Raw genomic sequence first — 13,895 nt, 5'->3', positions numbered from 1 at the left:
TCGATTAAGACGAATATATACCAGTCCGTATAGATTATTACCCACGCAGCGAGAGTTAAAATGTTCGTAATCGCGGCGTGAAACTTCCTAGCTTCATTCTGGGAATTTGAAAGGGAACAGCCATTCCTGCATTCCCACGCTTCGCTAGGAAACTTGCCAGCGCCTTCTGAGTGGGCAATTATCTATGCGGACTGGTATTCGGTATCTCACGCCCAAGTGCCCATCTAGTATCCTACAAGCCTCCCAAATCAATCCTAATACCATCCTATTTTGTTGTTTCTTAACTGAAACTGAATATGAAGTCTTGTGTGTGTAAGTGCGACCTAATTTGCGTATTCAGCGGAAATTTACGTCAATTGACAGTATTTGGCGAAAATAAAACGCTGCGAGCATAGGCAAATGGCACTCTTTTTGCGACAATCTAGCGAAATACTTTCTATTACAGGTTGTTGTGCTTTTAAACATTGTCATTTTTCTTGTTGGGCTGATTGTACTGAGTTGGAGCGCTGACCGGTTTGTATATGGCGCCTCAGCATTAGCAAAAAACATCGGCATTTCTCCAATGATGATCGGACTAACGATTGTCGCTATGGGATCTTCGGCACCTGAAATTGTGGTTTCCGCCATAGCCTCCGCAAATGGCAATATGAACACCGCCGTGGGTAACGCGCTAGGTTCTAACATCACGAACATCGCGCTAGTTTTAGGTATAACCGCGCTAGTGAAACCATTGCTTGTTTCATCAACAACATTAAAGCGCGAGCTTCCAGCACTCCTTATCATCTCATTGATTGCCATTGGCTTTATGTTTGACGGTGAACTTAAGTCTTATGAAGGTATTATCCTACTAGGCCTGTTCATTTTCGTACTGGCAATGATGGCGTGGTTGTCGCTACAGGTAGATAAAGAAGATCCTCTGGTTGCGGAAACCGCAGATGAAATCCCCAAAGGCGTTTCAAATACGTCAGCCCTCATTTGGATTGGTGTAGGCCTTGTAATACTGCCATTAAGTGCTCACTTTTTGGTGAACTCAGCAGTAGAAATTGCCAGATACATGGGCATTTCGGATTTGGTTATCGGACTAACGATTATTGCGTTTGGTACAAGTCTACCTGAACTAGCAGCAAGTGTTGCTGGTGTACTGAAAGGGGAAGACGATTTAGCACTGGGTAATATCATCGGCTCAAATATCTTCAACCTGCTTGCCGTACTTGGCATGCCTGGGTTAATCGCGCCTGGTATCCTGGACCCTGACGTTTACAACCGAGATATGTACGTAATGCTTGGTTTAACATTATTATTGTTCTTGTTCAGCTTCGATTTAATCGGCAAACGTACAATATCAAGAACAAATGGATTCATACTTCTGGCTTGCTTTATCGGCTATCAATTCTGGCTATTCGGATAATCATGAATACACAAACTCAGATGAACTATATCGACTCAGCGAAGCGCGTTATTGAAATTGAAACACAGGCTATTGCTAATCTGGCAGAGCGCTTAAACAATGAATTTATCGCTGCCTGTAATATTCTCTTTGCCTGCAAGGGTAAAGTTGTCGTGAGTGGTATGGGAAAGTCTGGGCATATCGGAAATAAAATTGCCGCTACGCTTGCCAGTACAGGTACTCCTGCATTTTTCATGCACCCTGGTGAAGCCAACCATGGCGACTTGGGCATGCTAAGCAAAGGCGATGTCTTACTCGCCATCTCTAATTCTGGCGAGACTAACGAGCTAGTTAACTTATTGCCCGTAGTTAAGCGCTTAGGCATACAGGTGGTCGCCATGACCAACAGTGCTTCCAGTTCATTGGGGCAACACGCAGATGTCGTACTTGATATCAGCGTTGAAAAAGAAGCGTGTTCGCTAGGTCTTGCTCCTACGTCAAGCACAACCGCCACACTGGTTATGGGTGATGCGCTTGCGGTAGCACTGCTCGACCAAAAAGGTTTCACCTCAGATGACTTTGCGCTTTCGCACCCAGGCGGTAGTTTAGGCAGAAAACTTCTGCTTAAAGTTAGCGATATCATGCTAAGCGGCAGTGATATCCCCCTTGTCCATGCCAGTGCTTCTGTCGCTGACGCACTGCTGGAAATATCTAAAAAGGGATTGGGTATGACAGGCGTGATAGCGGCAGACGGTACGCTGACAGGCGTCTTTACGGATGGCGACCTACGACGAATCCTCGATGCCCGCGTAGACGTACACAGTGCGACAGTAGAAGAAGTAATGACTAAAGGCGGCAAGACTACCACCGCAGGTCAGCTGGCTGTAGAAGCCCTGAATTTGATGGAAACCCATAAAATTAGTGCGTTAATGGTTACTGACGATAAGCGCAAACCTGTTGGGGCTTTTAACATGCATATGCTACTAAAAGCAGGAGTGCTTTAAATGACAACCACCTTGTACACGGAAATAAATGACTCGCTTTTCGCAAAACTAGCCAAGATAAAGTTGCTGGTATGCGACGTTGATGGTGTGTTCTCAGATGGCCGAATTTACTTAGGTAACGACGGTGAAGAACTTAAAGCATTCCATACCCGTGATGGATATGGTGTAAAAGCGCTAGTGAGCAATGGAGTGAATGTCGCGGTTATTACTGGACGTCGCTCTGCCATTGTTGAAAATAGAATGAAGGCACTGAATGTTGCACATATAATTCAAGGCGAAGAGAATAAAGCAGACGCGCTTAGCGACCTGATGAAGCACCTTGAGTTAAACACTGACGAAGTGGCTGCGGTAGGTGATGACATGCCAGATACGGGTATGTACAAGCACGTTGCGGTTAAAATTGCGGTTGCCGATGCCCATCCTTACGTAGCAAAACAAGCAAACTGGATTACGACCCTTCCCGGAGGGTTTGGCGCGGTCCGAGAAATATCGGATACCATTTTGCAGGCCAAAGGGGTAGCAAATGAGATTTTTGGAGCTAGTGTATGAGCCTGTTTGGCTTTAATCGCTTAGGATTAAGTATATCGGCGCTATTTATTCTGGCGATGCTGATGTACATCCCTACGTGGATGGAAGAGCAGCCTGAAACGCAGGGGAATCGTGAAAACGATGCGCTAAAGCCCGCCTACAAAGCAAAAAATCTAACCACTACGCTGTACAATCAAGACGGTGAGTTAAATCACAAAGTATTTGCAGAGTCGATGGAGCATTACGACCAGCTTGGCTTTGTATTGTTTCAGCAACCTAAATACACCCTTTATACAGAAAACGCGTCATCACCATGGGTGGTAACCGCTGATGAAGGTACACTATACAATAACGAGCTAATCCAGCTGGAAAACCAAGTTAATATTGAGAACCAAACTGGCGATGACTTTGTCAGAAGTATATCGACCGAGTACATTCAAATTAATTTAGAAACCAAGCAAATGACATCTGACCAACCCGTTGAAATACTGGGCACCCAATATGTCATTTTAAGTAATGGGTTTAACGCGAATTTACGCACACAAGAATACGAGCTTTTAGATCATGTACAAACCACTTATTCCCCTAGCAACTAGTTTATTGCTTGCCATCGCTAGCGGTGCGGTACACGCCAGTGAAGATGATTTTTCGCAGCCCATAAAAATAGGCTCGAACACCCAGTTTATCGACGGTAAAAATAAAACCGCGTTGTACAAAGACGACGTACTCATAACTCAAGGCTCTTTGGTTATTGAAGCTGACGAAGTGGAAGTAATTGCCACTGACGGTGGTGGTCGTGAAATATTTATTGCTAGAGGAAAGCCTGCAAGCTATTCCCAGCAATTGGAAGACGGCACGCCAGTTTCGGCAAAAGCTAATGAAATACGCTATGAAGTGGTGAACCGAACGATTTCTCTTGCTGGAAACGCAGAGTTGAAACAAGACACCAGTAAAGTACAGGGTGACAACATCACGTTCGATATGATTACCGAGCAATTGCTAGCGACTGGCGGCGCAGGTAAGGATGGTGAGGGTCGAGTGACCACAGTATTCACACCTGAGACCATTCGCAAAACTTCGTCTAAGAAAGACAAAAAAGACAACGAGGGCAATGAATAGCAATGGCAACTTTGAGCGCTAAAAATCTTGCTAAGGCTTACAAGTCAAGACAGGTTGTTCGAGATGTAAGTCTGTCTGTCTCAACGGGTCAAATTGTTGGTCTTCTTGGCCCAAATGGCGCTGGTAAGACCACCACATTCTACATGATTGTTGGTTTAGTGAATCTGGATAAAGGCAAGATTGAAATCGACGACAATGAGCTAACTCATCAGCCCATGCACGAGCGCGCACGCCGCGGAATTGGCTACCTACCGCAGGAAGCCTCTATTTTCAGAAAGCTCACAGTGCATGAAAATATCATGGCCATTTTGCAAACCCGTAAAGATTTAAATTCACAACAGCAAGAAGAAGAAGCTGATGCGCTACTTGATGAATTTAATATTAACCATATACGTAATAGTACGGGGATGAGTTTGTCAGGGGGCGAACGCCGTCGCGTTGAGATTGCCCGCGCTCTGGCAGCAAAACCGCAATTTATTTTGTTAGACGAACCATTTGCTGGTGTTGATCCAATATCAGTTAATGATATAAAGAAGATAATACAACATCTTCGCGATAGGGGTATTGGAATCCTTATCACAGACCATAACGTACGAGAGACATTGGATGTTTGTGAAAAGGCGTACATTGTGAGTCATGGCGAGCTTATTGCGCAAGGAACGGCGGAACAGGTTTTAAGTAATCAAAAAGTAAGGGATGTATACCTAGGCGAACAATTCAGGCTATAGTTAATGTAACCGAATTGCCATTTTTCAGTTTCGCTCTGGTATATTCAATTTAGAGCATTTAAATAAGACGTAGATGAAACCATCTTTACAGCTAAAATTTAGCCAACAACTTACCATGACACCACAGCTTCAGCAGGCCATTAAACTGCTGCAGCTTTCTACACTTGATCTTCAACAAGAGATCCAAGAAGCGCTCGATTCTAATCCGCTATTAGAAGTTGAAGAAGGTAACGACGAGCCGCAACTAGAAAAGAACAATATCGACAACGATGACAGCGGCTCTGAGGCCACTGCTTCTGCATCTAGTGACACACTAGAAGCCGGCGATGCACTTGAGAAAAACGATCTTCCCGATGAGCTGCCAATCGACAGCACATGGGACGAATACTACTCTGCTTCATCTTCGCCAGCTCCGGGTCCATCCAATGACGACGAGCAAATCTTCCAAGGTGAGACTACTGAAGATATTCAAGAGCACCTTCTTTGGCAAATGCGCCTTACCCACTTCTCGGATACCGATCGCGCAATCGCTACAGCAATCATCGACTCTATTGACGAGTCAGGTTATTTAACCGTTACCCTTGATGATATTTTAGAAGCGGTTAACGATGATGATATGGAAGAGCCGATTGAAATGGACGAAATAGAATGTGTGCTTAAGCGCATTCAGATGTTCGACCCTATTGGTTCTGGCTCACGCTCTCCACAAGAATGTTTGATGGTGCAATTGCGCCAGTTTTCAGAAGACACACCGTGGCTTGCTGAAGCAAAGCAACTGATTGAAGAGTACTCTGACTTACTGAGCAGCAAAGACTATCGTACGCTTATGCGTAAAAGCCGATTGAAAGAAGATCAGCTACGCGAGGCAATGCGTTTACTGCAAACCTTGAATCCTCGCCCAGGTAGTGCTTTAGTTACTAAAGAGCCTGAGTACGTTATTCCTGATGTCTCAGTAACCAAGAAAAATGGCCGTTGGGTGGTTGAGCTGAACCCCGACAGTCTGCCTAAGTTAAGCGTAAATCAACAATACGCTGCAATGAGTCGCCGTGCCAAGAATAGTAGCGATTCACAATTCATCCGCTCACACATGCAAGAGGCTAAGTGGTTCATAAAGAGCCTTGAATCTCGTAACGAAACCTTAATGAAGGTTGCAAACTGCATTGTGCAGCAGCAAATGGGCTTTTTTGAGCACGGCCCGGAAATGATGAAACCAATGGTGCTAAATGATGTCGCAGAAATGGTAGATATGCACGAATCCACTATTTCGCGAGTGACAACGCAAAAGTACATGCATACGCCACGTGGAATCTTCGAATTGAAGTATTTCTTCTCAAGCCACGTTGCAACAGAGTCTGGTGGTGAATGTTCATCTACAGCGATTCGTGCATTGATCAAGAAATTAGTGGCCGCTGAAAAGCCTAGCAAGCCGCTAAGTGATAGCAAGATTGCTTCATTGTTGGCCGAACAAGGCATTAAAGTTGCCCGGCGAACAATAGCAAAGTACCGGGAATCGTTGTCGATCCCGCCGTCGAACCAACGCAAAAGCCTTATTTAATCGGGCTTAATAATATAAGGAAGACGAAATATGCAAATCAACCTTACTGGTCATCATGTCGAAATCACCGACTCTTTGCGTAATTATGTCGATACGAAGTTCAGCAAACTTGAACGTCACTTTGATCACATTTCTAATGTGCATGTCATCCTGAACGTTGAAAAATTAAATCAAAAAGCCGAAGCGACCGTTCATTTAAGTGGCGCTGAAGTATTCGCATCCTCAGAAAATACCGACATGTATGCGGCGATTGACAGCATGGTTGATAAACTCGACCGGCAGGTAATCAAGCATAAGGAAAAACTGAAAAAACATTAGTAGTTAATTAAGCATGGATATACAAGCCATCGTAAGTCTGGACCGCACCGAGTGTGCGGTTCAGTGTAATAGTAAAAAGCGAATTCTTGAGATCATCGCTGATATCGCTGCCAAGCAAAACGAGAACATTGATCAGGCAACGATACTCAACAGTTTGATGGCTCGAGAGCGTATGGGTAGTACAGGCATTGGCAATGGTATCGCCCTGCCCCACGGACGCCTGCCGGGCCTTGAGAAAGTGATTGCCATTGTTGTAACCAGCACGCCAGCAATCGACTTTGACGCCCTTGACGAGAAACCCGTAGACATCTTTTTTGCGCTACTCGTTCCCGAGGAACAGACCGAAGGACACCTTCAAACGCTGGCCACCGTGGCTGGTAAACTAAGCGACAAAGAAACGATTAAAGCAATACGTCGCGCAACGACAAGCGACGATATTCTATCTGCATTAAGTTAAACATTAAGCGCCTATTAACCGTTTAGTAGGCGCCTAATTCAACAACGCGTATGTGATAAAACCAGAGTATTAGGGAGAAAGTAGGTGAAGCTGATAATAATCAGTGGTCGTTCGGGGTCTGGTAAGTCTGTCGCACTTCGCGCATTGGAAGATTTAGGTTATTACTGTGTTGATAATATCCCTGTAAACTTACTTCCCACCTTAACCCATACAGTTGTTGACGAGTACGATCAGGTTGCGGTAAGTATCGATGTGAGAAACTTACCTAAAAATCCTGACGATTTGGTAGAAATTCTAGACTACCTGCCTTCTTCGTGGTCGATGACCATTGTTTACATTGACGCGAGCGATGATGTACTGGTTAAGCGTTTTAGCGAAACACGTCGTCTTCACCCTCTCGCCAAGCTTAATAAATCGCTTTCAGAAGCCATTAAAGCCGAGTCAGCCCTACTTGCTCCTATTGCTGAACGCGCAGATTTATATTTAGACACAGATAAGCTTACCATTCACCAACTGGCAGAGTTAATTCGAGAGCGTATCTTGGGTAAGAAAAGCTCACGCCTTGTGCTTGTGTTTGAGTCGTTTGGCTTTAAGCACGGTATTCCTAAAGATGCGGATTACGTTTTTGATGCCCGCTTTTTACCTAACCCCCATTGGGAGCCCGACCTTAAACATCTGACCGGATTAGACGCACCAGTAGAAGTATTTTTGGGGTCGCAGCCTGTAGTGACCAAGTTCATTTGGCAAATTCAGAATTTAATAACGACATGGCTGCCTCATTTAGAGCGCAATAACAGAAGTTACGTAACCGTAGCGATTGGCTGTACTGGTGGCCAACACCGTTCGGTTTATATCGCACAGACCCTGTCGAAAACCTTCAGTGAAATACACCCTGATGTTCAAATTCGTCATAGAGAGCTGAATCAGTAATGACTATTCAAAAAACGCTAACTATCGTCAATAAGTTAGGGTTGCATGCAAGAGCGGCGACCCAACTGGTTAAACTGGCTAATCAATTCGACGCTAAAATCATCTTAAAAAAAGGCGATAAAGAAGCAGACGCAAGCAGTGTATTGGGATTAATGATGCTTGAAAGCCATCAAGGTGAACAGGTAGACGTGATTGTGGACGGCAGTGATGCTGTTGATGCACTTGCAGCTATTGAAGAGCTTATTGAGGGCAGATTTAACGAAGACGAATAGTCTTACTTGCCCAATCCATTGACCAATTAATCAACACTTAGCGCAGTTATCTTAAAATCCTGCGCAAAACCTACGCAATTATCATGACAGACTCATCATAATTGCGATATTCTACGCCCACTTAGGCTCTATGGCCTGCATTGTTCATCTTTTAGCTTGTAGGAATAACGCCTTATGGCAGAAGCGCTTGTTTCTAAATACGTACAAACTCAGTTACGCGCACTCAACGCTGCGTTGACCAACGGTCAATTCGTATCTGTACGTAAGCTTCTGCTTGAATTACCGCCTTCAGACGTCGCCCACATTCTTGAATCTAGCCCTAGCAGAACCCGTGACGAATTATGGGAGCTCATTGATGGTGACTTTCACGGCGACATTTTAGAAGAACTGTCTGACGATGTTCGAAACGGTATCATTACAAAAATGCTTCCCGCTAATGTGGTTGACGCACTTGAAGAGATGGATACCGATGACTTAGCAGAGACGCTAAGCAGCCTTCCCGAGCCAGTATTGGCCGATATTCTAGATTCGATGGATGCACAAGATCGCGTGCGCGCAGAGCAAGCGCTGTCTTACGGTGAGGAAACCGCTGGTTTCATCATGAACACCGACACCATCACATTACGTCCAGATGTGACCATTGACGTGGTTCTGCGCTATATCCGCTTAAAAGGTGAGCTACCTGAGAATACGGATACGTTTTACGTGGTAAACCGAACTGACAACCTTGTTGGTATTGTTCCGGTTACCCGTTTACTCACCGCAGATACCGACGATAAAGTGTCTGACGTTATGGACGAGGAATCTGAAGCGATTCCTGTGAATATGCCAGACGACGAAGTGGCGAGCCTGTTCGAGCGATACAATTGGCTTTCAGCACCTGTTGTAGATGAAAACCATCGCTTAGTGGGCCGAATTACCATTGATGACGTGGTTGATATTATTCGTGAGGACGCCGAGCACTCGATGATGAGTATGGCGGGTCTTGATGACGACGAAGATACCTTTGCACCCGTTATGCAAAGTACCAAACGACGCTCGGTGTGGCTGGCGGTAAACTTAGTGACGGCGCTAATGGCTGCGATGGTGAGTGATCTATTTGAAGCAACGCTCAGCCAACTGGCTGTGTTAGCTATATTAAATACCATTGTCCCCAGTATGGGCGGTGTAGCGGGTAATCAGACGCTAACGCTAGTTATTCGCGGTATGGCACTAGGCCATGTTAACGCGAGTAACTCACGATGGCTTATCAGTAAAGAAATATCCATCGGCTTTTTAAACGGTGCCATTTGGGCGGTGCTTATTGCCTCTGTCATCGCGTTATGGAAACAAGATTACATGCTGGGCGTAATTATTGCCTTTGCCATGATGGTAAACATGATTGCGGCTGCTTTAGCGGGTGCAACCTTACCTATGATCATGAAGCGTCTTAAGATAGACCCTGCCCTAGCTGGCAGTGTTATCTTAACTACGATAACCGATGTAGTGGGTATTTTTGCTTTCTTAGGTACTGCGACGCTGTTTCTAATTTAAGTTAATTTTGAACTCTCATGCCTGATAGGGCATGGTGAGCTAAAAAATACTCATGCAATAAGCGCTTTCGCTATATATCCATTGACGTTCAGCTTGTAACCCACACCCCAGACGGTTTCTACTAGCTGTCCACCATTTTCAATACTGTTGATTTTATCAAGCTTAGTGCGTAAACGATTTATATGGGTATTCACCGTGTGCTCGTAGCCTTCGTGGTTATAGCCCCACACCTCACTGAGCAATTGATTGCGAGAAAAAACTTGGTTTGGATGACGACAAAAATAATCCAGTAGCGCAAACTCCCTAGCCGTTAACGTTAGCACTTGGCCATTTAAGGTTACGCTATGAAATCGCTGGTCGATTTTAAGGGGTCCTATTTCGATGCGCTCTTCACTACCTTGAGATGGTCTTAAATGTTCTTGGCTAGGCATACTTCTGCGCATATGGGAGCGAATACGGGCAATAAACATACGTGCATCAAATGGCCCTGATAGATAATCATCTACGCCTACTTCATAGTAGTTTGCTTCATCTACCTCTTCGTCGGCCACATCGTCTGTCATCGCGTCACTTTCCACTGCCATCACCCAACTTTCGGGGTTCGTATCAACAAGGCCTTTTATACGATTAAGACAGATAATATTTCCATGCGACTCAACAATAACGAGCGAATAATGCTGCGTCTTAAGCAGCGACTCTGCGGATTGAAAATTAGAGACTGCGTCGTAAAGAAAGCTATGCTTACTTAAGCATTGCGATATGTTCTGTTGAAACTTATTTCCACTGTAGATGATAAGGATCATATCTCGCTCCTAATTCGCCAATAAAAAACAAGACCAGTGCGTTGGTGGTTTTCTTTCACAGTGATTACAATTTTTTTATAAAAAATATAAATTCAGAATTTATAACAGCACTGTTATTTATTGAGACGAATCTGTGTGCGTTTTGTGAAAGTTCTGTGATGAATTGGACATTTTACTGCCCTAAATTTTTATGCGATTTAAGCCATAAATAAGGACAATAAAATGAAATTCACTAAACTTGCTAGCGCAACGCTTTTGTCGCTAGCTGCAGTATCAGTAAGCCAAGCTGTCACTTTAGACGTTGAAATTACCAACCTTACTCAGGCGCAGAGTTTTACGCCGCGCTTAGTCATAGCTCACGATGACACCGTCGATGCCTTTGAAGTTGGGCAACCTGCGTCGTCAGCTTTAGCGTGGTTAGCTGAAGCTGGTGTTATTGACGACGAACAAAATGCTGATTCAAGCGGCGCAAACTTTGAAGCGTTACTCGGCCCTGTTGATACCGACAATGGTTCAAATACGTGGCACCGTTTTGGCGGACTTCTCGCGCCGAAAGCTACGTTAAGCTATCCCTTCGATACTATGGACAAGCCATATCTTTCGCTACTTTCCATGCTAATACCTACTAACGACGCTTTTGTTGGTATGGACAGTATTGAAATTCCAACCGAGCCGGGTACCTACACTTATTACCTTAATGCATACGACGCCGGTACTGAGCTTAACGATGAATTAAATAGTGCCCGTACAGATGTTGTTGAAGCTGGGACCGGAAACGCGCTGGGTGGATATGGCGTACCGGGTGTTGCCGGTGGCGGCGCTCCCACTCGTATTGTTGATTTGGGTACAGGTGGCACGGGTGTGGGTGCACAAATCGTTAATGGCGAAATTGAAGATGGTGAAGATGGCCCAGTACACATCCACCGCAATGCGCTTGGTGATACTGATAGCGCCGCTGGTGCCAGTGATCTGGACTCTACCGTACACCGTTGGTTGAACCCAGTAGCACGTGTAGTTATTACTGTTCCTGCATCTTAAGGAGCCAATACGATGAATAATCCAATAATTAAACTCAGTACATTATTGATGCTTTCAGCGCTTCTTGCTGCCTGCGGCGACGATGGTGATACAGGCCCTCAAGGACCAGCGGGTCCGCAGGGGGAAGCAGGTACTGACGGACAAGATGGTACGGATGGCCAGGACGGTTCGGACGGTTCGGACGGACAAGACGGTATCAACGGTAATTCAGCGGTTTATACCGTACAAATTACCAATTTAACCTACTCTCAGCCCTTTGCACCTGCCGCAGTCATATTGCATGAGTCAGGCTTCCATTCATTTAATGAAGGCGAGCCAGCCAGCATGGGCATTGAAATAATGGCTGAAGGCGGTGACCCGTCTATGGTCATTACTGAAGCCATGGACTCCACGGACTTTTTGGATGCGCAAAACTCTGGGGGCATATTGGGTCCTCGCTCAATGGGCGCAGAACTAACTCTTGTGATTCCAGAACTCGATGCTGACGACCTTCGCCTTACGGTAACGACCATGCTGGTCAACACCAACGACGCATTCACCGGCTTAAACGCTGCGAATGTAAGCAACATGGCGGTTGGTGATATAAAAACGTTCATGACAGTGACTTGGGATGCGGGTACAGAAGCAAACACAGAAACAGCTGCTACTATGCCAGGCCCTGCCGCTAGTGCAGCGGGTGGCGGCGGAGAAGCTGCGGGCTATGATGTGGTGAGGGATGATCTTGCCGATGCAGTAAGACTTCACCAAGGTGTAGTCACTAGTGCAAACGCTGACGATCCAAGCCGTGAGGGCCTATCTACATCGGTACTAACCGAGGCCCATCGCTTTGATTTCCCAACGAGCCGCGTGGTGATTACCCGAACCCGTTAAATGGTCAAACACAGTAAACGTGAAAGCGCCCTATTACTCAGGTAATGGGGTGTTTTTACTTTTGTGCGAAGGGGAAACGGAGATAAAACTTAACGGGAATAAGAAAGATAAGCGCTGGCTTTGCTGAGTAGATAAACTTCACAAAACCAGGCTAATACGTTATTTGATAAGCTATTTAATAAGTTACTTAATAAGCTACTTAATAACTTTAAGGGTAGGTTTACCCTTCTTAGGTGGAACAGGTGCGTCTTTCACGTCGCTTGCATCAGCATCTTCCAGCGACGTCGGGCCGCTAGGTTGAGAAACATCTTCAGATGTTTCTGGACGCTCTTGCTGCGCACGAGCCACATCTTCTTCAGTGGCGAATACTGTACCTGCACCATTTTCTCTTGCGTAAATAGCCATTACCGCTTCACAAGGCATACTTAATCTTCTAGGTTGCCCAGAGAAGCGCGCTTGAAACGATAAGCCATCTAAATCAAGAGAAAAGTTAACACACGCACTAGGTGATACGTTTAAAACGATCTGGCCGTCTTTAACGAATTCCTGCGGCACTTCAACCAACTCGTTGGTTGCATCTACCACAATGTACGGCGTTAAGTCGTTATCAACAATCCACTCATAAAAAGCCCTAAGCAAATAGGGCTGGTTTGACGTCATAGATGTCATAGCGGGTTGTGGATCTCACGCTCTTGGTCAGTCAAAGACGCTTTAAATGAACTACGAGAGAAAATACGGTTCATGTAAGCGTTAATTTCTTTGCTGCCAGCACCGTTTAGTTCAATACCTAGTGCAGGTAAACGCCATAATAGCGGAGCAAGGTAGCAATCAACTAAGCTGAACTCTTCGCTCATAAAGTAAGGCATTTCACCAAATACAGGCGCAAGAGATAGCAAAGCTTCACGCAGCTCGTTACGTGCTGCTTCTACATCACCTTCGCCACGGAAAATACGGGCAGCAAGCGAGTACCAGTCTTGCTCGATGCGGTGCATCATAAGGCGGCTCTGACCACGTGATACTGGGTAAACCGGCATAAGTGGTGGATGAGGGAAACGCTCATCAAGGTATTCCATGATGATGTGCGACTTGTAAAGTACAAGCTCGCGATCAACTAGAGTTGGAACAGTACCGTAAGGGTTAAGCTCCAACAGATCTTCAGACAAGTTGCTAGGATCTGTGTAGCTGATTTCAACACCCACACCTTTTTCTGCCAACACAATACGCACCTGGTGGCTATAAATATCAATTGTGTCAGAGAACAACGTCATAATAGAACGTTTATTCGCGGCTACGGCCATTCAATTTCCTCCGTCGAGAAACAAGTTTACGCTTACAAACGGTAAGCTTATTACG

General features: G+C 45.3%; 17 protein-coding genes. 14 read left to right on the top strand and 3 right to left on the bottom strand.

Translation table 11 applies throughout. From position 1 onward, the window contains the following. Positions 1-451 precede the first annotated feature (451 nt). From MASE_RS03365 to mgtE, 12 genes are all read left to right on the top strand, one after another. Positions 452-1,408, top strand: a complete 957-nt coding sequence (locus MASE_RS03365; RefSeq protein WP_014948348.1) for a calcium/sodium antiporter — start codon at positions 452-454, stop codon at positions 1,406-1,408. Between the two features lie 2 nt (positions 1,409-1,410). Beyond that, positions 1,411-2,391, top strand: coding sequence for a KpsF/GutQ family sugar-phosphate isomerase (locus MASE_RS03360; protein WP_014948347.1), 981 nt, complete (start codon positions 1,411-1,413; stop codon positions 2,389-2,391). Then, complete coding sequence (kdsC, locus tag MASE_RS03355; protein ID WP_014948346.1) at positions 2,392-2,940, top strand: 3-deoxy-manno-octulosonate-8-phosphatase KdsC; 549 nt, start codon at positions 2,392-2,394, stop codon at positions 2,938-2,940. Continuing rightward, positions 2,937-3,515 carry an LPS export ABC transporter periplasmic protein LptC gene (lptC, locus tag MASE_RS03350; protein ID WP_014948345.1) on the top strand — a complete coding sequence of 193 codons (579 nt, stop codon included), beginning with the start codon at positions 2,937-2,939 and terminating at the stop codon, positions 3,513-3,515. The genes kdsC and lptC overlap by 4 nt, the downstream gene beginning before the upstream one ends. Continuing rightward, entirely contained in the window at positions 3,484-4,038 is a 555-nt protein-coding gene (gene lptA / locus MASE_RS03345; protein WP_014948344.1) for a lipopolysaccharide transport periplasmic protein LptA, read from the top strand. The genes lptC and lptA overlap by 32 nt, the downstream gene beginning before the upstream one ends. Positions 4,039-4,040: 2 nt before the next feature. Then, positions 4,041-4,766, top strand: a complete 726-nt coding sequence (lptB, locus tag MASE_RS03340) for an LPS export ABC transporter ATP-binding protein (RefSeq protein WP_014948343.1) — start codon at positions 4,041-4,043, stop codon at positions 4,764-4,766. Positions 4,767-4,839: 73 nt separating this feature from the next. After that, positions 4,840-6,321 carry an RNA polymerase factor sigma-54 gene (locus tag MASE_RS03335; RefSeq protein WP_014948342.1) on the top strand — a complete coding sequence of 494 codons (1,482 nt, stop codon included), beginning with the start codon at positions 4,840-4,842 and terminating at the stop codon, positions 6,319-6,321. A 30-nt stretch (positions 6,322-6,351) separates the two neighbouring features. Further along, complete coding sequence (hpf, locus tag MASE_RS03330; RefSeq protein WP_012517338.1) at positions 6,352-6,639, top strand: ribosome hibernation promoting factor; 288 nt, start codon at positions 6,352-6,354, stop codon at positions 6,637-6,639. Positions 6,640-6,652: 13 nt separating this feature from the next. Next, positions 6,653-7,096 carry a PTS IIA-like nitrogen regulatory protein PtsN gene (ptsN, locus tag MASE_RS03325; RefSeq protein ID WP_014948341.1) on the top strand — a complete coding sequence of 148 codons (444 nt, stop codon included), beginning with the start codon at positions 6,653-6,655 and terminating at the stop codon, positions 7,094-7,096. An 84-nt stretch (positions 7,097-7,180) separates the two neighbouring features. After that, a complete protein-coding gene (rapZ, locus tag MASE_RS03320; RefSeq protein WP_014948340.1) occupies positions 7,181-8,026 on the top strand; it encodes an RNase adapter RapZ in 846 nt (281 codons plus the stop codon). Further along, positions 8,026-8,298 (top strand): HPr family phosphocarrier protein, encoded by a 273-nt coding sequence (locus tag MASE_RS03315; RefSeq protein ID WP_014948339.1) that lies wholly within the window; start codon positions 8,026-8,028, stop codon positions 8,296-8,298. Before rapZ ends, MASE_RS03315 begins: the two co-directional genes overlap by 1 nt. Before the next feature lie 174 nt (positions 8,299-8,472). Beyond that, positions 8,473-9,831 carry a magnesium transporter gene (gene mgtE / locus MASE_RS03310; protein ID WP_014948338.1) on the top strand — a complete coding sequence of 453 codons (1,359 nt, stop codon included), beginning with the start codon at positions 8,473-8,475 and terminating at the stop codon, positions 9,829-9,831. 50 nt (positions 9,832-9,881) lie between these two features. Here the strand turns inward: mgtE and MASE_RS03305 are convergent, their stop codons facing one another. Continuing rightward, positions 9,882-10,634 carry a response regulator transcription factor gene (locus tag MASE_RS03305; protein WP_014948337.1) on the bottom strand — a complete coding sequence of 251 codons (753 nt, stop codon included), beginning with the start codon at positions 10,632-10,634 and terminating at the stop codon, positions 9,882-9,884. A 222-nt stretch (positions 10,635-10,856) separates the two neighbouring features. Between MASE_RS03305 and MASE_RS03300 the strand changes: the two genes are divergently transcribed. Both MASE_RS03300 and MASE_RS03295 read left to right on the top strand, forming a co-directional pair. After that, a complete protein-coding gene (locus tag MASE_RS03300) occupies positions 10,857-11,672 on the top strand; it encodes a spondin domain-containing protein (protein ID WP_014948336.1) in 816 nt (271 codons plus the stop codon). A 12-nt stretch (positions 11,673-11,684) separates the two neighbouring features. Beyond that, on the top strand, positions 11,685-12,542 hold the full coding sequence (locus tag MASE_RS03295) for a spondin domain-containing protein (protein WP_014948335.1): 858 nt from the start codon (positions 11,685-11,687) through the stop codon (positions 12,540-12,542). Positions 12,543-12,737: 195 nt separating this feature from the next. Here MASE_RS03295 and MASE_RS03290 read toward each other — a convergent pair whose 3' ends face one another. Next, complete coding sequence (locus MASE_RS03290; RefSeq protein WP_014948334.1) at positions 12,738-13,211, bottom strand: ClpXP protease specificity-enhancing factor; 474 nt, start codon at positions 13,209-13,211, stop codon at positions 12,738-12,740. Further along, entirely contained in the window at positions 13,208-13,840 is a 633-nt protein-coding gene (gene sspA, locus MASE_RS03285) for a stringent starvation protein SspA (protein WP_012517332.1), read from the bottom strand. Before sspA ends, MASE_RS03290 begins: the two co-directional genes overlap by 4 nt. Between the last annotated feature and the right edge of the window lie 55 nt (positions 13,841-13,895).

This window comes from Alteromonas macleodii ATCC 27126 (assembly GCF_000172635.2).
GTDB classification, from domain to species: domain Bacteria; phylum Pseudomonadota; class Gammaproteobacteria; order Enterobacterales; family Alteromonadaceae; genus Alteromonas; species Alteromonas macleodii.
The sequence above is the reverse complement of the archived record's forward strand: the minus strand, read 5'-3'. Positions and strand labels throughout refer to the sequence as shown.

What these genes read in the sequence shown, in the direction of transcription:
- MASE_RS03360 (WP_014948347.1), top strand. Translation starts at nt 1,411, where the DNA reads ATGAATACACAAACTCAGATGAACTATATCGACTCAGCGAAGCGCGTT.
- kdsC (WP_014948346.1), top strand. Translation starts at nt 2,392, where the DNA reads ATGACAACCACCTTGTACACGGAAATAAATGACTCGCTTTTCGCAAAA.
- lptC (WP_014948345.1), top strand. Translation starts at nt 2,937, where the DNA reads ATGAGCCTGTTTGGCTTTAATCGCTTAGGATTAAGTATATCGGCGCTA.
- lptA (WP_014948344.1), top strand. Translation starts at nt 3,484, where the DNA reads ATGTACAAACCACTTATTCCCCTAGCAACTAGTTTATTGCTTGCCATC.
- lptB (WP_014948343.1), top strand. Translation starts at nt 4,041, where the DNA reads ATGGCAACTTTGAGCGCTAAAAATCTTGCTAAGGCTTACAAGTCAAGA.
- MASE_RS03335 (WP_014948342.1), top strand. Translation starts at nt 4,840, where the DNA reads ATGAAACCATCTTTACAGCTAAAATTTAGCCAACAACTTACCATGACA.
- hpf (WP_012517338.1), top strand. Translation starts at nt 6,352, where the DNA reads ATGCAAATCAACCTTACTGGTCATCATGTCGAAATCACCGACTCTTTG.
- ptsN (WP_014948341.1), top strand. Translation starts at nt 6,653, where the DNA reads ATGGATATACAAGCCATCGTAAGTCTGGACCGCACCGAGTGTGCGGTT.
- MASE_RS03315 (WP_014948339.1), top strand. Translation starts at nt 8,026, where the DNA reads ATGACTATTCAAAAAACGCTAACTATCGTCAATAAGTTAGGGTTGCAT.
- mgtE (WP_014948338.1), top strand. Translation starts at nt 8,473, where the DNA reads ATGGCAGAAGCGCTTGTTTCTAAATACGTACAAACTCAGTTACGCGCA.
- MASE_RS03305 (WP_014948337.1), bottom strand. Translation starts at nt 10,634, where the DNA reads ATGATCCTTATCATCTACAGTGGAAATAAGTTTCAACAGAACATATCG.
- MASE_RS03300 (WP_014948336.1), top strand. Translation starts at nt 10,857, where the DNA reads ATGAAATTCACTAAACTTGCTAGCGCAACGCTTTTGTCGCTAGCTGCA.
- MASE_RS03295 (WP_014948335.1), top strand. Translation starts at nt 11,685, where the DNA reads ATGAATAATCCAATAATTAAACTCAGTACATTATTGATGCTTTCAGCG.
- MASE_RS03290 (WP_014948334.1), bottom strand. Translation starts at nt 13,211, where the DNA reads ATGACATCTATGACGTCAAACCAGCCCTATTTGCTTAGGGCTTTTTAT.
- sspA (WP_012517332.1), bottom strand. Translation starts at nt 13,840, where the DNA reads ATGGCCGTAGCCGCGAATAAACGTTCTATTATGACGTTGTTCTCTGAC.